This is a genomic window from Streptomyces sp. NPDC051133 (assembly GCF_040682635.1).
In the GTDB taxonomy this organism is placed as follows: Bacteria; Actinomycetota; Actinomycetes; order Streptomycetales; family Streptomycetaceae; genus Streptomyces.
The window spans coordinates 83269-101050 of sequence record NZ_JBFBBK010000010.1 but is presented as its reverse complement, the minus strand read 5'-3'; the positions used below and the strand labels follow the sequence as shown (position 1 = coordinate 101050).

General features: G+C 72.2%; 15 protein-coding genes. 6 read left to right on the top strand and 9 right to left on the bottom strand.

The genetic code is table 11. The features are described 5' to 3' along the window. The first annotated feature begins 93 nt into the window (after positions 1-93). Positions 94-954 carry an NAD-dependent epimerase/dehydratase family protein gene (locus AB0N17_RS13350; protein WP_366011379.1) on the top strand — a complete coding sequence of 287 codons (861 nt, stop codon included), beginning with the start codon at positions 94-96 and terminating at the stop codon, positions 952-954. Between the two features lies 1 nt (position 955). Here AB0N17_RS13350 and AB0N17_RS13345 read toward each other — a convergent pair whose 3' ends face one another. Genes AB0N17_RS13345 through AB0N17_RS13330 form a run of 4 tightly spaced genes read right to left on the bottom strand, consistent with a single transcriptional unit; the run spans position 956 to position 4953 of the window. Further along, a complete protein-coding gene (locus AB0N17_RS13345) occupies positions 956-2212 on the bottom strand; it encodes an MFS transporter (RefSeq protein WP_366011378.1) in 1257 nt (418 codons plus the stop codon). Further along, the gene (locus AB0N17_RS13340; RefSeq protein WP_366011377.1) at positions 2209-3537 is read right to left on the bottom strand and encodes a GH1 family beta-glucosidase; all 1329 of its coding nucleotides are present in this window, start codon (positions 3535-3537) and stop codon (positions 2209-2211) included. The genes AB0N17_RS13345 and AB0N17_RS13340 overlap by 4 nt, the downstream gene beginning before the upstream one ends. 57 nt (positions 3538-3594) lie before the next feature. Further along, the gene (locus tag AB0N17_RS13335; RefSeq protein WP_366011376.1) at positions 3595-3861 is read right to left on the bottom strand and encodes a protealysin inhibitor emfourin; all 267 of its coding nucleotides are present in this window, start codon (positions 3859-3861) and stop codon (positions 3595-3597) included. 21 nt (positions 3862-3882) lie between these two features. After that, the gene (locus AB0N17_RS13330) at positions 3883-4953 is read right to left on the bottom strand and encodes a M4 family metallopeptidase (protein ID WP_366011375.1); all 1071 of its coding nucleotides are present in this window, start codon (positions 4951-4953) and stop codon (positions 3883-3885) included. Positions 4954-5315: 362 nt separating this feature from the next. Between AB0N17_RS13330 and leuA the strand changes: the two genes are divergently transcribed. From leuA to AB0N17_RS13315, 3 genes are all read left to right on the top strand, one after another. Next, entirely contained in the window at positions 5316-7037 is a 1722-nt protein-coding gene (gene leuA / locus AB0N17_RS13325) for a 2-isopropylmalate synthase (RefSeq protein WP_366011374.1), read from the top strand. Between the two features lie 184 nt (positions 7038-7221). Continuing rightward, positions 7222-7917, top strand: coding sequence for a TerB family tellurite resistance protein (locus AB0N17_RS13320; protein WP_366011373.1), 696 nt, complete (start codon positions 7222-7224; stop codon positions 7915-7917). A gap of 50 nt (positions 7918-7967) precedes the next feature. Beyond that, positions 7968-9185 carry a sialidase family protein gene (locus AB0N17_RS13315; protein WP_366011371.1) on the top strand — a complete coding sequence of 406 codons (1218 nt, stop codon included), beginning with the start codon at positions 7968-7970 and terminating at the stop codon, positions 9183-9185. Between the two features lie 173 nt (positions 9186-9358). Here the strand turns inward: AB0N17_RS13315 and AB0N17_RS13310 are convergent, their stop codons facing one another. The 5 genes from AB0N17_RS13310 to AB0N17_RS13290 are packed head-to-tail and all read right to left on the bottom strand — an operon-like array spanning position 9359 to position 15846. Further along, positions 9359-10285: a dihydrodipicolinate synthase family protein gene (locus AB0N17_RS13310; RefSeq protein ID WP_366011370.1), complete on the bottom strand. Its 927-nt coding sequence runs from the start codon at positions 10283-10285 to the stop codon at positions 9359-9361. After that, entirely contained in the window at positions 10286-11290 is a 1005-nt protein-coding gene (locus tag AB0N17_RS13305; RefSeq protein ID WP_366011368.1) for an ABC transporter ATP-binding protein, read from the bottom strand. Next, a complete protein-coding gene (locus tag AB0N17_RS13300; RefSeq protein ID WP_366011367.1) occupies positions 11287-13260 on the bottom strand; it encodes a dipeptide/oligopeptide/nickel ABC transporter permease/ATP-binding protein in 1974 nt (657 codons plus the stop codon). The genes AB0N17_RS13305 and AB0N17_RS13300 overlap by 4 nt, the downstream gene beginning before the upstream one ends. After that, positions 13260-14216, bottom strand: coding sequence for an ABC transporter permease (locus AB0N17_RS13295; protein ID WP_366011366.1), 957 nt, complete (start codon positions 14214-14216; stop codon positions 13260-13262). Before AB0N17_RS13295 ends, AB0N17_RS13300 begins: the two co-directional genes overlap by 1 nt. Positions 14217-14220: 4 nt before the next feature. Further along, positions 14221-15846, bottom strand: coding sequence for an ABC transporter substrate-binding protein (locus AB0N17_RS13290; protein ID WP_366011365.1), 1626 nt, complete (start codon positions 15844-15846; stop codon positions 14221-14223). 430 nt (positions 15847-16276) lie between these two features. On the opposite strand from AB0N17_RS13290, the gene AB0N17_RS13285 reads away from it, so the two are divergent. Together AB0N17_RS13285 and AB0N17_RS13280 are read left to right on the top strand one after the other, a co-directional pair. Then, positions 16277-16864 carry a hypothetical protein gene (locus AB0N17_RS13285; protein WP_366011364.1) on the top strand — a complete coding sequence of 196 codons (588 nt, stop codon included), beginning with the start codon at positions 16277-16279 and terminating at the stop codon, positions 16862-16864. A 438-nt stretch (positions 16865-17302) separates the two neighbouring features. Beyond that, positions 17303-17518, top strand: coding sequence for a hypothetical protein (locus tag AB0N17_RS13280; protein WP_366011363.1), 216 nt, complete (start codon positions 17303-17305; stop codon positions 17516-17518). Positions 17519-17782: the final 264 nt, after the last annotated feature.

The following is a 17782-nucleotide window of genomic DNA, read 5'->3' as shown; positions in this document are numbered from 1 at the left end:
TCCAGGGAGTGCTGGTCCCCTGATCGGAAGGTCTCTCCCGCCCGGCACCGCACCGTCCGACCGTGGTGGCACCGATACGAGAGGGAGCGGACCATGACGGTGACACTGGTGACGGGCGCGACGGGACAGGTCGGGCGGCGCTTCGTGCCGAGGCTGCTGGCACAGACCCGCGCCGGGGAGCAGGTGCGGGTGCTGGTGCGTGACGCGGCGCGCGGGGAGCGGTTCGCCGAGCTGGGCGCGGAGGTCGTGACCGGGGACCTGCGGGACGAGGACGTACTCGGCAAGGCGGTGGCGGGGGCGGACGCCGTCGTCAACGTCGCCGCCTCCTTCCGGGGCGTCCCCGACGAGGAGGCGCGCGCCGTCAACCGAGACGCGGCCGTGGCCCTGGGGCGGGCCGCGCTGACTTCCGGAGTGCGGCGGTTCGTGCAGGTCAGCACGGGGCTCGTGTACGGCGTCGGACGAGGGCGCCCGCTGACCGAGGACGACGAGAGCCGGCCCGGCGGCGCGATGTGGGGCGCCTACCCCGAGTCCAAGGCCGAGGCCGAACGCGAACTCCTCGCGCTGGACGGCCGGATGGAGGTGCGCATCGCCCGCCTCCCCTTCGTCTACGGCGACGGCGATCCGCACCTCGCCCAGTCCCTGCGCTGGGCCGCGCACTGGGCGGCGACCCAGCGGCTGCACATGGGCCACCACGCGGACGTCGCCCAGGGACTGCTGCGCCTGCTGCACGCCCCGGCCGTGCGCGGCCCCGTCCACAACATCGCCGACGACGCCCCGGTGACAGCGGTCGAGCTGCACCAGATCAACGGCGCCGAACCGCCCGCCGGCCTGCACGCCCGGACCGACCCCGACCCGTGGCTCGGCATCATGTCCACCGAGCGGATCCGCCGGGACCTCGGTTTCCGGCCGCTCTACCCGACGGTGTGGTCCGCCCGGGACGCCGGAGCCCTGTGACTCAGTCCACCCCCCGGATCCGGCCCACCAGCACCGCCCCGGCCAGCCCGATCACCGCCGCCACCAGGTACAGCACCCGGTATCCGCCGAGGTAGGTGACGATCGGCGCGGCCAGGGCGGGGGCCGCGACCTGGGGCAGGGCGTTGGCCACGTTGATCACGCCGAGGTCCTTGCCCCGGTCCAGGGCCTTCGGCAGCACGTCGGTCATGAGAGCGAAGTCGACGGAGGTGAACACGCCGAAGCCGACGCCCAGCACCGCCGCCGCGGTGACCGCGCCCGGCCAGGTCTGCCAGGCGGACAGCGCCGCCGTGGCCACCGCCATCAGCAGCCCCGACCAGACGACGAACGGCTTGCGCCGGCCCACCCGGTCGGACCAGACGCCGCCCACCACGACGGTCGCCATCAGGGTCAGGCCGTTGACCGCCGTCAGGATCAGCACGCCCTGCTCGGGGTCGTGGTGGTGGAGGCGGTCGCGGAGGTAGTAGAGCAGGTACAGCAGGACCAGGGAGTTGCTGAGGTTGATCAGGAACCGGGTCAGCCACGCCCAGCCGAGGTCGGGATGGCGGCGCGGGCTCAGCCAGAACCCCGCCAGGAAGCCCCGCCACGACCACGCGGGGCGGTCCTCGGCCGCCAGCCGCAGATCCTCGAACCGCAGCACGTACGGCAGCACCCCCACCACCGTGAACACCGCGCAGGCCACGTACCCGGCGCCGGTCCCGCCCGCCGCCGTGGCCAGACCCGTGCCGCCGACCACGCCCAGGATCTGCGCGGCACCCAGCCAGCCGCCCACCGCGCCCCGCTGACGCCGGGGCACCCGGTCCGGCACGGCCGCCGTCACCGCCGCGAACGCCGCGTTCAGGGTGAGCTGCGCCAGGCACCAGCCCAGCGTCATCGTCCACACCCCGCCCGCGCCCGCGAGCAACAGCAGGGACAGCGCCCCGCCCGCCGTACCGGCCACGATCCATGGGGTACGGCGGCCCCGGCGGGCCGTCGTCCGGTCCGACAGCGCGCCGAACAGGGGGTTGGCGAGCAGCGAGACCACCGCGCCCGCCCCCGTCACCCACGCCAGCAGCGTCTCCTTCGCCATCCCGGAGCCGGGCGCGAACTCCTTGGCCTGGGAGGCGAGCAGGATCTGCAGCGGCCCGAACCAGCCCACCCAGATGGCCCCGTTGGCCAGTGACAGCGCGGCCGTCCAGCCCCGGCCGACCGGTTCGACGGGCTCGGCGAGGGCGGCGTGGACCGGCCGGACGGTGGTCATCCCCGTGCCGGTCGTCCCTGGGCCCGGAGCACGTCCCGGAACCAGTGGTAGGAGGCCTTGGGGGTGCGCTCCTGGGTGTCGAAGTCCACGTGCACCAGGCCGAAGCGGCGCGCGTACCCCTCGGCCCACTCGAAGTTGTCCAGCAGGGACCAGACGAAATAGCCGCGCACGTCCACGCCGGCCTCCAGCGCGGTGTGCAGGGCGCGCAGATGGCCGTCCAGGTAGGCGATGCGCTCCTGGTCGTCGATGCCCTCGTAGGAGCAGCCGTTCTCGGTGACGACGACCGGCGGGAGCCGGTCGCCGTACCGGTCCCGGAAGCCGCACAGCAGCTCAGTGAGGCCCTCCGGGACCACCGGCCAGCCGAAGTCGGTGACCGGGCGCCCCTCGATCTCCCGGACCGAGAAAGGGAGTTCGGCGGGCAGGCTGAGTCCGCCGTACTCGGCGTCGCCGCCGCCCGGTGCCCCCACCTTCGTCGGCGCGTAGTAGTTGACGCCGTACCAGTCGAGCGGTTCGGAGATGACCTTCAGGTCGGCCTCGGCGTCCCCCGGCATCAGCGCGTCCAGCCCGTCCGGGTAGCGGCCGAGCAGCACCGGGTCGGCGAACAGGCGGTTGAGCAGGAGGTCGTAGAAGCCGGCCGCCTCCGTGTCGGAGGGTTCCCGCGAGGCGGGCCAGGTGGGGCCGTGGGAGTTGGCGATGCCGATGTCCGCGGCGCCGGCCGCGCGCAGGGCCCGTACGGCGAGGCCGTGGGCGAGCAGCTGGTGGTGGGCGACCGGGAGGGCGTCGAAGAGCAGCTTCCTGCCGGGGGCGTGGGCGCCGAGGGCGTGGCCCAGCAGGGTGTGCTCGGCCGGTTCGTTGAGGGTGATCCACTTGGTGACCCGGTCGCCGAGCCGTTCGGCCACCACGGACACGTGCTCGGCGAACCGGGCCGCCGTGTCCCGCTCCAGCCAGTCCAGCGAGGCGGGCAGGTCCCAGTGGAAGAGGGTGGGCACGGGCCGTACGCCGGCCGCGCACAGCGCGTCGACCAGGCGGTCGTAGAAGTCCAGTCCGCCGGGGGAGTTCACGCGGGGCCAGGAGACGGAGAAGCGGTACGCGTCCACGCCGAGGCCGGCGAGGAGGGCCACGTCCTCGGGGTAGCGGTGGTAGTGGTCGCAGGCCACCGCCGCGGTCGAGCCGTCCTTCACCCGCCCCGGCTCGGCGGTGAACACGTCCCACACGGACGGCTCCCGCTCGTCGGCCGCCCCCTCGATCTGATGGGCGGAGGTCGAGACACCCCACAGGAAGCCGTCCGGGAACCGAGGTATCGGATTGCCTGCGTCAGTCGCCATGGCCGGATCATCCTTACCCCCGGTAACGGAAGTCAACGCCCCGGCGGAAACCGGCCGTCAGGCACCCTCCTTCAACACCCGGGAGACCAACTCCCGTTCGTCCTCGGTGAGTCGGGGGTCGGCCGCGTACACCGTGCGGTCGTCCACGGTGATCTCGTACCGGAAGCCGTCCGGGACGCCGGGGGGCGGGGCGGACCGGCCGGACGCCAGGACGCGTTCGCCCAGGGCCCGCCACTGAGCCGCGTCGGGCCGGGCCGAGGTGTCCACCTCGGCCCGGCGCTCGATGCCCGCGAAACCGCCCGTGCGCCGCACTCGAATACGCATGGGTGACTGTCTAGTACGGAACTACAGCGTCCGCACCCCGACCTGCTCCCACGCCTTCTGCACGGCCTGCAGCTCGTCCCCGGCGCCGTACCGCTCCCGGGCCGCCTTCACCGTCAGCGTGGCGAACTCGGCGAACAGCGCGTCCTCCTTCAGCTCGCCGCCGGTCAGCACGTCGTACCAGACCTGCCCGGCCTTCTCCCAGGCGTACCCGCCGAGGGCGTTGGCGACCAGGTAGAAGGCGTGGTTGGGGATGCCGGAGTTGATGTGCACACCGCCGTTGTCGCGGCCGGTGCGGACGAAGTGCTCCATCGTCGCCGGCTGCGGGTCCTTGCCGAGCCGCGGGTCGTCGTAGGCGGTGCCCGGTGCCTTCATGGAGCGCAGCGCGGTGCCGTGGACGTTCGGGGCGAGCAGTCCGGCGCCGATCAGCCAGTCGGCCTCGGCGGCGGTCTGGCCGAGCGAGTACTGCTTGATCAGCGAGCCGAAGACGTCGGACAGCGACTCGTTGAGCGCGCCGGACTGGCCGAAGTAGGCCAGGTTGGCGGTGTGCTGGGTGACGCCGTGGGTCAGCTCGTGGCCGATGACGTCGACCGGGATGGTGAAGTCGAGGAAGATCTCGTTGTCGCCGTCGCCGAACACCATCTGCTCGCCGTTCCAGAAGGCGTTGTCGTACGACTCCCCGAAGTGCACGGTGGCGTCCAGCGGCAGCCCGTCGCCGTCGATGGAGTGCCGGCCGTACGCCTTCAGATACAGCTCGAAGGTGGCGCCGAGGCCCGCGTAGGCGCGGTTGACGGTGGCGTCGGAGCCCGGGTCGGAGCCCTCCTCGCGGACCTTCGTGCCGGGCAGGTCCTGGGTGTGGCGGGCGTCGTAGACGGTGCGGTGCGGCTGGTCGGTGCCGGCGCCGGCGGGGAGGGCGACGGCGGGTGCGCCGATCACCGTGGTCAGGCGGCGCTTGGTGCGCTGGAACGCGTCGTGCTCCAGGGACCGGCGGGCCGGGGTGGAGAGCGCGGGGTCCTCGTTGCGGGCGAGCCGGTCGAGGACGTGCGGCGGCACGATCGTGCAGAAGACGGGCTCGAAGCCCCCGTTGGTCGTCATGCCCGGCACCCTTGCACTGCGTGACCTCGGTGTCACTACCTGCCACCATGATTGGTGAAATACCGGGACAGCGGCCGCGACGCTCCGTGACGATGTGCTACGGCGATGAAGTGTCGGGTGGTGGCAATGTGGGGCAGCGCACTTTTTGTCCCTTTTATTCGGGCGGTCCCGCATACTGGAACGCGTCCCCGCGTCCAAGGCGGCTCGGCTAGGCTGCGAAGCATCATGAGTTTCGGGCTGCTTCTTCTTAGCTGCCGCGGCGAGGGCCTGTAGTCGAGGCCGACTCCCTCCCCGCGGAGCTTGGCGTTGCGTCGTCGGCCGTCCAGTCGGACATCCGGACACCCTCAAGGAGCCCCCGCATCATGGCGAACCGCCAGCAGCCCAGCCCCATGCCGACCCACAAGTACGGCCGCTACGAGCAGGTGGACATCCCGGACCGCACCTGGCCGGAGAAGCGGACCACCGCGGCGCCCCGCTGGCTCTCCACCGACCTGCGCGACGGCAACCAGGCCCTGATCGACCCGATGTCGCCCGAGCGCAAGCGCCGGATGTTCGACCAGCTGGTGAAGATGGGCTACAAGGAGATCGAGGTCGGCTTCCCCGCCTCCGGTCAGACCGACTTCGACTTCGTGCGCTCCATCATCGAGGAAGAGGGCGCGATCCCCGAGGACGTGACGATCTCCGTCCTGACCCAGGCCCGCGAGGACCTGATCGAGCGGACCGTGGAGTCCCTGAAGGGCGCCCGCCGGGCCACCGTCCACCTGTACAACGCCACCGCCCCGGTCTTCCGCCGGGTCGTCTTCCGCGGCTCCAAGGACGACATCAAGCAGATCGCCGTCGACGGCACCCGCCTGGTGATGGAGTACGCCGAGAAGCTGCTGGGCCCCGAGACCGAGTTCGGCTACCAGTACAGCCCGGAGATCTTCACCGACACCGAGCTGGACTTCGCGCTGGAGGTCTGCGAGGCCGTCATGGACGTCTACCAGCCGGGCCCGGGCCGCGAGATCATCCTCAACCTGCCCGCCACCGTGGAGCGTTCCACCCCCTCCACGCACGCGGACCGCTTCGAGTGGATGCACCGCAACCTCTCCCGCCGCGAGTACGTCTGCCTGTCCGTCCACCCGCACAACGACCGCGGCACGGCCGTCGCCGCGGCCGAGCTGGCGGTGATGGCCGGCGCCGACCGCGTCGAGGGCTGTCTGTTCGGGCAGGGCGAGCGCACCGGCAACGTCGACCTGGTCACCCTGGGCATGAACCTGTTCTCGCAGGGCGTCGACCCGCAGATCGACTTCTCCGACATCGACGAGATCCGTCGCGTGTGGGAGTACTGCAACCAGATGGAGGTCCACCCGCGCCACCCGTACGTGGGCGACCTGGTCTACACGTCCTTCTCCGGCTCCCACCAGGACGCCATCAAGAAGGGCTTCGACGCCATGGAGGCCGACGCCAGGGCCAAGGGCGTCACCGTCGACGACATCGAGTGGGCGGTGCCGTACCTGCCGATCGACCCCAAGGACGTCGGCCGCTCCTACGAGGCCGTCATCCGCGTCAACTCGCAGTCCGGCAAGGGCGGTATCTCCTACGTCCTGAAGAACGACCACAAGCTGGACCTGCCGCGCCGGATGCAGATCGAGTTCTCCAAGCTCATCCAGGCGAAGACGGACGCCGAGGGCGGCGAGATCACGCCGAAGGACATCTGGGCGGTCTTCCAGGACGAGTACCTGCCGAACCCGGAGAACCCGTGGGGCCGCGTCCAGGTCAGGACCGGCCAGTCGACGACGGACACCGACGGCGTGGACACCCTCACCGTCGAGGCCACCGTCGACGGCGAGGACACCGTCCTGACCGGCTCCGGCAACGGTCCGATCTCGGCCTTCTTCGACGCCCTGCAGTCCATCGGCCTGGACGTACGCCTGCTGGACTACCAGGAGCACACGATGAGCGAGGGTGCCTCCGCGCAGGCCGCCTCCTACATCGAATGCGCGATCGACGACAAGGTCCTGTGGGGCATCGGCATCGACGCGAACACGACGCGTGCGTCGCTGAAGGCGGTCGTCTCCGCCGTCAACCGCGCGTCCCGCTGACCCCCTCCGACCGGGGGTTTCGACGCCCCGGCCGCCGGGAACGGCGGCCGGGGCGCCGTCGTTTCTCGGCCATCGCGACCCTCAGGTCACGGAAAGGTCTCGTACGAGGTACTGACTCAGCTCCGGGATGTGGCTAACATCACGCCAGCACGGCGATGTTGCCGCGCGGTTACGGAGGTGCGACGTGCTGCCAGTACGGGGACGAGACGACCGTGCCACCAGGGCTGTGCGCATCCTGGGCACCCGCACCGCATGGACACCCGTGGGAGACGGCGAGTTCTTCTGCCCCGGCTGCGGAGGCGACCGCAACTACCAGCGGCTCACCGGCCGCCGCCGCCTCACCCTGCTCGGGCTGCCGCTGCTGCCCCGCGGCGCCACCGGACCGGTCGTGGAGTGCGCCGCCTGCCGCCAGCACTTCGGCACCGACGTCCTCGACCACCCCACCACGCGCCGCTTCTCGGGGATGCTCCGCGACGCCGTGCACACCGTCGCCCTGGCCGTGCTCGCCGCGGGCGGCACCTCCTCCCGTACGGTGCTGGAGACGGCCGCCACCACGGTCCGCGCGGCCGGCTTCGACGACTGCACCGAGGACCAGCTGGCCGCCCTGGTCGAGGCCCTCGCCGCCGACACCGGACGGGTCTGCGAGCAGCCGTGCGGCACCAGCCTGACGATAGAGCTGCACGAGGCCCTGGACCCGCTCGCCCCGCACCTCGCCCGGGCCGGCCGCGAGTCCCTGCTCCTGCAGGCGGCCCGCATCGCCCTCGCCGACGGCCCCTACACCCCCGCCGAACGCGACGCCCTCACTACGGTCGGCGCCGCCCTGACGATCTGCTCGGCCGACGTGACCCGGCTGCTGGCCGCCGCCCGCACGCCGTCGTGACGACCCCGACGGAGTAACGGCGGGCCACCGGATCGGGGCAGCATCACAGCGTGACCCCGCTGAACCGCGCCCTGCTCACCGGCCTCGCCCTCCTCGCCTCCTTCACCCCCCGCCCGCCCGCCGCCCACGCCGGACCCGCCCAGGCCGGCCTCGTCCAGGCCGGCCCCGGATGCGTCTCCTCGGTGCCGTACGTGTCCGGGAAGGGCGGCTACGCCGCGTACCGCATCCCCGCCGTGGTGCGCACCAGGGCGGGCACCGTCCTGGCCTTCGCCGAGGGCCGGCGCGACGGCGCGGGCGACACCGGTGACATCGACGTGGTGCTGCGCCGCTCCACCGACGACGGCTGCACCTGGGGCCCGCTGACGGTGGTGGCCGCCGGGCACGGCGACACCCGGGGCAACCCGGCGCCCGTGGTCGACCCGAGCACGGGCGCCGTCATCGTCGTGACCTGCGGCAACAGCGGGACGGCGACGGAGGCGCAGATCATGCGCGGCGAGGTCCCGGAGAGCCGGGGCCGCCGGGTGTACGTGCAGCGCAGCGGGGACGACGGCCGGCACTTCTCGCGCCCCAGGGAGATCACGGCCCAGGTGAAACGGCCCGGCTGGCGCTGGTACGCGACCGGCCCCGGCCACGCGGTGGCCCTCACCCGGGGCCCGCATTCCGGCCGCCTGCTCGTCCCCGCCGACCACTCCGCGGCCCCGCCCGCGGGCTCCCACGACACCGGCCGGGAGCCCCGGTACTACGGCGGCCACGCCCTCTACAGCGACGACGGGGGCCACACCTGGCACCTCGGCTCCGAGGACGCCACCTACGACGGCCGCACCAACACCAACGAGACCAGCGCGGCCCAACTACCCGACGGGCGCCTGTACTTCAGCGCACGCGACCAGGGCGGCAGCACCCCGGGCAACCGCCTCGGCAGCTACTCCGACGACGGCGGCCTGACCCTGGCCCGCCCCTACACCGTCCAGCCCACCCTGAACGCCGTCCCCATGGTGCAGGCCGCCCTCCTCCAGCTCCAGGGCCCGCACGCCCCCCTGCTGCTCTCCGCCCCCTCCGTCCCCACGGCCCGCCGGGCCATGGCGCTCTGGTCCAGCACGGACGCCGGCCGCACCTTCGGCAAGCTGCTCACCCTCTCGGACCGGCCGGCCGCCTACTCCGACCTGGTCCAGCTCGCCCCCACCACGGTCGGCGTCCTCTACGAGACCGGCGCCTCCGCCGGAATCGAGTTCCGCCGCGTGCGGCTGCCCCGGCTGCGGCCGTCCTAGGCCCTGTCGTCAAACTCCCGCCTGCTCCGCGACGCCATGCACGCACTCTCGCCGCACCGGGCCCCGACCCAAGTACATCCAGTACGAGGGACGAGGCCCGGCACGCCGAGAGCACGCACCTGACGCCGCAGAGCCCGCCCTCCGGGCGAACGACGGGAGTTTGCCGACAGGACCTAGAGGAGCCCCGCCGCCGCGAGGAACTTGCCGACCTTCTCGACCTCCTCGCCCGACAACGGCACCTGCGGTTCGGCCGTCACCGCGCAGTCGATGACCCCGCGCAGATGCAGTGCCGCCTTGAACGCGCCCAGCGCCGAGGAGCTCCCGCCCATCCGGGCCGGGTCGCCGGCCCCCACCATCCCGAACAGCGCGTACAGCCGCTCCTGCTCGGCCCGGGCGCCCTCCCAGTCGCCCGCCCGGCACAGCCGGTACAGGCGGACGTAGCCGTGCGGGTCGACGTTGGCGAGGCCCGGCACCGCGCCGTCGGCGCCCAGCGCGAGGGCCGAGTCCACGATCAGCTCGGAGCCGGTCAGCACGCTGAACCCGGCGTGCGCCCGGGCCCCCACCACCACCTCCCGGAAGGCGCCCAGATCCCCGCTGGAGTCCTTCAAGCCCGCCAGCACCCCGTCGGCGGCCAGCCCCAGCAGCAAGTCGGCGGGGAGCTTGCTGTGCACGGCCACGGGGATGTCGTAGGCGATGACCGGGACCGGGCTCGCGGCCGCGATCCGGCGGTAGTGGTGGACGATCTCCGAACGGTGGGTGCGGGCGTAGAAGGGCGCGGTGACGACGACGGCCTGCGCACCGGCGGCGGTGACCGCGGCGACCTGGTCCAGGACCCGCGGGGTGGTCATGTCGATGGCCCCGGCGAGGACGGGCAGCTGCCCGCCGGCATGGGCGACCACGGCCTCCACCACCTGCCGCCGCTGCCGGTCGGTCAGGAACGCCGCCTCCGAGGTCGACCCGAGCAGGAACAGGGCGTGCACCCCGCCCCCCACCAGATGGTCGACCAGCCGGAGCAGCGAGGGCACGTCCACCTCGCGCTCCGGCGTGAGCGGCGTGCAGACGGGCGGGACGACACCGGTGAGCGGGGCGGGGAAGGTCATTCACGGCTCCTGGCGTGCGAGGTCACGGGTCGGCTGGTCCTCCTCCACAGGATGGTGACAGCGGTAGCGGTGTCCCGGCTGCGACGCGGCCGAGAACTCCGGCATCGCCTCGGCACACAGGTGATCCGCCTTCCAGCAGCGGGTGCGGAACGGGCAGCCGCTCGGCGGACGGGTCGCCGAGGGCACCGGCCCGGTCAGCGGGATCGGGTCGATGGGGTCCAGCAGCCCGGGCGTGGCCGAGAACAGGGCGCGGGTGTACGGGTGCCGGGCCGCGTCGGTGACCCGGTCGGCCGGGGTCTCCTCCACGATCCTGCCCAGGTACATGGTGATCACCCGGTCGCTCATCCGCCGTACCGTCTGGATGTCGTGCGAGACGAACACCAGGGCGAGACCGAGCCGTTCCCTCAGATCCAGCAGGAGGTTGAGGATCTGCGCGCGCACCGACACGTCCAGGGCGCTGGTCGGCTCGTCGGCGACGACCAGGGCCGGGTCCAGGGCGAGCGCGCGGGCGATGGCGACCCGCTGCCGCTGGCCGCCCGACAGCTGCCCCGGCAGGGCGTCCGCCAGGGCCCGGGGCAGCCCCACCAGGCCCATCAACTCCCTTACCCGCTCCTCCCGTTCTGCCCTCGTCCCGCGCTGGTGCACGTCCAGCGGGTCGCGCAGGATCCGCCGTACGGTCAGCCGCCGGTTCAGCGCCGTCGACGGGTCCTGGAAGACCATCCCGGTGCCGGCGCCCACCGCGGCCCGGCGCTCCGCCCCCGGCATCGCCCACAGGTCCCGGCCCGCGTACGACACCGTCCCGGACGTCGGCCGCTCGACGCCCACCAGCACCTTCGCCAGCGTCGACTTCCCGCACCCCGACTCACCGACCACCCCCACCGTCTCACCGGGCGCCACGCTGAGACCGGCGCCGGTCAGGGCGTACACCCGGTCCCGGCGAAACAGGCCGCCGCTGCGTGCCCGGTGGACCACATGGGCGTCCCGTACCTCGACGACAGCGGTCACTGCAGGGCCTCCTCGCTCTCCGCGGTCGGATGGACCGCCGGGTGGTGGCAGGCGGCGGTGTGCGTGGCCGTGCCCGCGAGGACGGGCGCGGTGGTGTGGCAGACCTCGGTGGCCAGCGGGCAGCGGTCGGCGAACCGGCAGCCCGCCGGGAAGTCGGCCGGGGCCGGTACGACCCCCTTGATCTGCGTCATCCGCGCCTCGGCCGACTCCAGCGACAGCACGCTGCCGAGCAGGCCGCGCGTGTAGTGGTGGGCCGGTGCGGCCACCAGGTCGGCGGTCACCCCGGTCTCCACGATCCGCCCGCCGTACATCACCGCCACCCGGTCGGTGACGTCGGCGACGAGCGCCAGGTCGTGCGAGACCAGGACCAGCGCGAAGCCCAGCTCCTCGCGCAGCCGCAGCAGCAGCTGCATGACCTGGGCCTGCACGGTGACGTCCAGGGCGGTCGTCGGCTCGTCGGCGACGATCAGCTTCGGGTCGCGGGACAGGGCCATGGCGATCAGCACCCGCTGCCGCTGACCGCCGGACAGCTCGTGCGGGTAGCTGCGCAGCGTGCGCTCGGGGTCCAGCCCGACCAGCTCCAGCAGCTCCCGCGGACCGCGCCGGCCGCCGCGCCGGACCAGCTGCTTCAGCTGGGCGCGGATCGTCATCGCCGGGTTCAGCGAGGACAGGGCGTCCTGGTAGACCATCGCCATCTCGTGCCCGAGCAGCCGCCGCCGGGCCCGCATCGGCTCGGCGAGCAGGTCCCGCTGCCGGAAGCGGACCTGGCCGCGGACCCGGGCCCCCTTCGGCTGCAGGCCCATCACCGCGAGCGCGGTCAGCGACTTCCCGCACCCCGACTCGCCCACCAGCCCCAGCACCTCCCCGGCGTACACCTCGAAGCCGACCCCGTCCACGACGTCCGCGCCCCGGTGCCGGCCGGGGAAGCCGATGGCGAGGTTCTCGACCGCGAGCACCGGCTGCCCGCCGCGGCCGGGCAACGGCCGGGCCCGGGAGCGCAGCCGCCGGGCCGCCTCGGCCAGACCGGGCAGGCGCAGCACCTCACCGGTGCCGGTCTCCGGCGTCTGCAGCCGGTCCCGGGGCGCCTCGACCTCCCGCGCGGCCGGTGCCGCCCAGGCGTCCGAGACGCCCTCCGAGAGGATGTTCAGCGACAGGACGGTGAGCAGGATCAGCAGCCCGGGGAAGACGGTCGCCCACCAGCCCCCGGTCAGCACCATGTTCTTGCCGTCGGCGATGACACTGCCCCAGGACGGGTCCGGGGGCCGCACGCCCGCGCCGATGAAGGACAGCGACGCCTCGAACACGACCGCCTCGGCGACCTGCACCGTGCAGAACACCAGCACCGGGGCGGCACAGTTGACGGCCACGTGCCGCAGCACGATGTGCGGCGTACGGGCGCCGATGACCCGTTCCGCCGTGACGTAGTCCTCCCCGTACTGGTCGAGGACGTTCGCCCGCACCACGCGCGCCACCGGTGGTGTGAACAGGAACGCGATCGCGCAGATCAGCACCCCGATCCCGCCGCCGAACACGGCCACCAGCACCGCCGCGAGCGCGATCCCCGGGAACGCCATCACCACGTCCAGGCAGCGCATCAGCGTCTCGTCCACGGCCTTGCGGGAGGTGGCGGCGAGCGCTCCGAGCAGCGCGCCGACGACCAGGGCGAGCCCGGTCGCGCCGAGCCCGATCGCCAGGGACCAGCGGGCGCCGTACATGAGGCGGCTGAGGATGTCCCGGCCCAGGCTGTCCTGCCCCATCCAGTGCGCGGCCGACGGATGCCCGGTGCCGCCGACCGGGTCCTGCTGGTCCAGCGGGTCGTCCGGGGCGAGCAGCGGGGCGAGTACGGCGACCAGCACCACCACGGTCAGGAAGCAGACGGCGACCTTCGACGGCAGCGGCAGCCGGCGCAGGCCGCGCAGCCGGACCCCGGGCCGTGAGAGGTGCTCGGCGAGCGACGCGCGCGTGATCATCAGGCCGCCCTCAGACGTGGGTTGACCAGCAGGTACAGGATGTCGATGACGAGGTTCACGACGACGAACCCGGTGGCGGTGGTGAGGACCACGCCCTGCACGACGGCCGGATCGCCGTTCTGCACGGCGTCGATCATCAGCTTGCCCATGCCCGGCAGCGAGAAGATCGTCTCGATGACGACGGCACCGCCCAGCAGATAGCCGACCCGCAGCCCGAGCACGGTCAGCGGGTTGACCAGGGCGTTGCGGAGCACGTTGCGCCCGACCACCACCCGGGGCGGCAGCCCGCTGCCGATCGCGGTCCGTACGTAGTCCTTGTCCAGCTCCTCCACCACCGAGGTCCGCACGATCCGGGTGAGCTGGGCGGCCACCGGCAGGGACAGGGCGAAGGCGGGCAGTGCCATGGTCTTCAGCCAGCCGGAGACGGAGTCGGCCGGGTTGATGTATCCGCCGGTCGGGAACCAGCCCCGGTCCACCGCCAGGTACTGGATCATCAGCAGCGCCAGCCAGAACCCGGGTGCTGCGACCCCGACCAGCGACACCACCCGGATGACCTGGTCCGGCAGCCGGTCCCGGTAGACGGCCGCCGTGACCCCGCCGGCCAGCGCGAGGACGACCGCGATCAGCAGCCCGAGGAAGGTCAGCTGCAGGGTGAGCGGCAGGGCCGTGGTGACCTGGTCGACGACCGGTGCCCGGGTCAGGGCGCTGGTGCCGAGGTCGCCGTGGAGGAGATCGCCGACGAAGTGGGCGTACCGCACGGGCAGCGGATCGAGCAGCCCGTTGCGCGCCCGGAAGTCGTGCAGCTGCCGCGGGGTCGGGTTCGCCCCCTGGAAGAACGCGGACGCGGGGTCGACGTCCGAGAACCGCATCACCAGGAACACGAACAGCACGATCCCGAGCAGCAGCGGCACCAGCAGCGCGACGCGGCGCAGCAGGATCCGTACGACGGCCGTCATGCCGTCAGGCCCACGTGGCCCGGAGGAGGTTGATGCCGGGGTAGGGCTGCGCCCTTATCCCGGTCAGCTTGCGCGGGTCCCACGCCGTCATCAGCTCGTTGTGGACGACCGGATACAGCACGGCCTGCTCGGCGACGACGTCGATGTAGTCCTGGACCATCGCCGTCTTCCGCGCGGGATCCGGCTCCCGGGTGGCCCGGTCCATGTCCTTGAAGAGCTGCTTGGCGACCGGGTCGTCGGCCCAGCGGGTGTACCTCATCCACAGGTTCTGCGGCCCGTAGTTGTAATGCATGATCAGGTCGGCGTCGAGCCCGAACTGGTTGGGGTTCGAGGCCGCGGCGACGACCTGGTAGTCCTGCTTCTGGTCCATCTTGGTGAACACGGCCGTGGTCTCCTGCGGCGCGAGGGTCGTCCGCACGCCGACCGCGTCCCAGGAGGACTTGATGGTCGGCAGGCAGTCGACGATCCAGCTCACGTTCACCGCGAGGATCTCGATCCTCAGATCCCGGACGCCCGCCGCCTTCAGCAGGGCCTTCGCCTTCTCGGGGTCGTAGCCGTAGACGGTCCTGGCGCGCCGGTAGCTCGGATTGCCCTCGTTCAGGAAGGAGGACGCGGGCCGGCCGTGTCCCTTCAGGGCGACCTGCACCATCTTCTCGGTGTCGATGGCGTAGTGCAGGGCCTGCCGCACCCGCACGTCGTCGAACGGCTTGTGCCGGGTGTTGAACATCAGGAACAGGTTGTTCATCCCGGCACCGCCGGCGACCTTCATGCCGCCCTGCTCCAGGCGCGGGATGTTGGCGTAGGGGATGTTGTCGGCGATCTGCGCGCCGGCGTCGGTTCCGGAGATCTTCGCGACGCGCGGAGCGGCGTCCACGATGGTCAGCCAGTTCATCCGCTTGAAGGCGGGCTTGCGCGGACCGTTGTAGGCGGCGAACGCCTCGAAGGTGGTGTTGGACTTCGGGTGGTGCGCGGTCTGCCGGTACGGTCCGGAGCCCACCGCCAGCCCCTTGATGGCGTCGTCCCAGGCGCCGGCCCTGGAGAACACGTGCTTCGGCATGACCTTGGCCAGGGTGAGGCGGGCGAGCCCGTCCGGGAAGGGGAACTTCAGCACCAGCTCGACGGTGTGCGCGTCGACCTTCCTGGCCTCCTTCAGCCAGCTCTCGAAGAAGCCCTTGGCGAGGGTCTGGGTCTTCGGGTCGAGGATCCGGTCGAAGACGAAGACCACGTCGTCGGCGGTGACGGGCCTGCCGTCGTGGAAGGTCGCGCCGCTGCGGAGGGTGAACCGCCAGGTGGTGGCGTGCGCGTCCTTCGGGACGGCGGTGGCCAGCGCCGGATAGGGGACCCGGGTGATCGGGTCGGTGTCCAGCAGCCCCTCGTAGATGTGGTTGTTGGCGGCCATGCTGAACGCCGACGCCGTCTGTGTGGGGTCCCAGCTGCCGTCGTTGCCGTACCCGATCACGGCGGTCAGCGTCCGGTCCTTGCCGCTGCCCCCGCTCCCGGTGTCGTTGGTGGACTCGGGGCCGGCGGAACAGCCCGCCAGCGCGGCGCCCACGCCCAGCGCCGCGGCACCCGTCAGGAAGGACCGGCGTCGCGGCGCCGGTACGTCGGGGATCGTCACGTCGTCGCGCACGGGTCCTCCTGCTGAGTGGGTGGGGGAGGGGGGAGGTACGACGTCCTACGTCCGGTCGGTCAGCGCGACCTTAGGAAAGCCGGTGGGGGTGGTCAAGGGGCCGCACGCGAATGGCGGAGCCGTCAGAGGTCGTGCCAATGATCGGCTCGAAAGCGGTGGACGGGAGCCCGGCTCTGACGGTCGCTCAGCTCAGAGGGTGACGATAGATCAGATTATCACCTTGAAAGACTAACTGGATGTCAACTGACTTCTATGTAGCGGCTGTTGATGTCACCTCCGACGGCCCGTCAGGCGCTTGGGGTCCCTCGTTCGGCCCAAGGGAACGGGTCTGCCGAGTTGCCCGATATGACAGGTATTCAGGTGGTTAGTACGTTCATCACACGCCGACTGATTCGGCTGTCTCTCGCCAGACGCAAGAAGGAGAAGCTTCATGCTCAAGATCCACCGCTCCACCGCTGTCACCGCGGGGATCGCCGCCGCCGCGGCCCTGGTCGCAAGCGGCATCACCTACGCCTCGGCGTCCCCCTCGGGCGCCACCCGGGCGCCCAGCGTCATCGCCGGCGGCACCGGTACGGCTCCCGTCGTCACCGACCCCGGGAGCGCCAGCAAGGGCAACGAGGGCGTCGCTGTGGTGGGGGGCATCACCCAGCCTCGCCAGGGTGAGCGCCGCGAGCACCGCGAGCACCACGAGGAGGGTCGGATCCAGATCAACGAGCGGAGCTACTCCAGCCACCCGGGTGAGTGCGTCGCCGTGGTCCTCCGGTTCCCCGCCACCGGCATGAACATCTTCAACGACAGCCACCGGGACGTCGACGTGTTCAGCGGGGACGTGTGCGACAACGGGGCTCCCATCGCACACGTCGGGCCCGACGACACCAGCTACAACGTGATCGCCCAGAACCCGGGGGACGGCAACTGCGTGCCCACCCCCATGACGCCCTGCCTGGCCAGCTTCCGGGTGGTCCACAAGCGCGACCACGGCGACGACCACGGCGGCGACCACGACGACAAGGACTGACGTTCCTCGCGGCCTGAAGTGGATCCCCCGGCCCGCCGTAATCGGGCCGGGGTCTCCGCCAGGGCCGCCCGTCCCCGGGGTTGCCGCCCCGGTGACGGCCCGTGCTGATCATTGTCCGGCCCTGACAGGCGCTGTGCACGCGCTGTCGGGGCCGGACAAGCTCGTTTCTGCCTCGGCAGCGGCGCCCGCGCGGCGGGGTTCGGTCACCGGCGCCCCGTCGGCGGGCACCCAAACCCCGTGTGCTGCCCCGCACTTGCAGGACGCAGACACCTGCCGAGTGTAGAGGCGGAGCGTCACGTCCGATGTACGAAGAGTGAAACTCGGAAAGAGCGGGGAGCGGGATGGCTGGAACCCGAGAGGCGGAGGAGACGAGACCTTGAAGGAATTGCGGTCGGCTCCGGGAAGGGCCGAAGCGCTCGCGGGGGAGGCGATGCCCCGGTGAAGCACCCCGTCGGCAGCCATGTCGTGGACACCCGTACCGGGCGGGTCGGGATCGTCATGGGGCATGAGGGTCCCTACGTTCAGTTGAGACCCTACGGCGGGGGGCGGGAGTGGGACGCCGAGCCCGAGGCCGTACGGCCGGCCACCTCCGCCGAGCGGCTGAGCGCGGCGACCGCGCACGCCAACGCCCGCAGTCGGGGAGAGACGCTCTAGCCGCTCCCCGCATGGGCGAGAATGGGTGCCATGAGTCTGTTCCGCGACGACGGCATCGTGCTGCGCACCCGGAAGCCGGGTGAGGCGGACAGGATCATGCTGTGCTGTCCCGGGGGGCGACCCCCGGACCCCCGGCCGGCGGGAAGCGGGGGTGGGCTGTGAGTCTCTTCCGCGACGACGGCATCGTGCTGCGCACCCGGAAGCCGGGTGAGGCGGACAGGATCATGCTGTGCTGTCCCGGGGGGCGACCCCCGGACCCCCGGC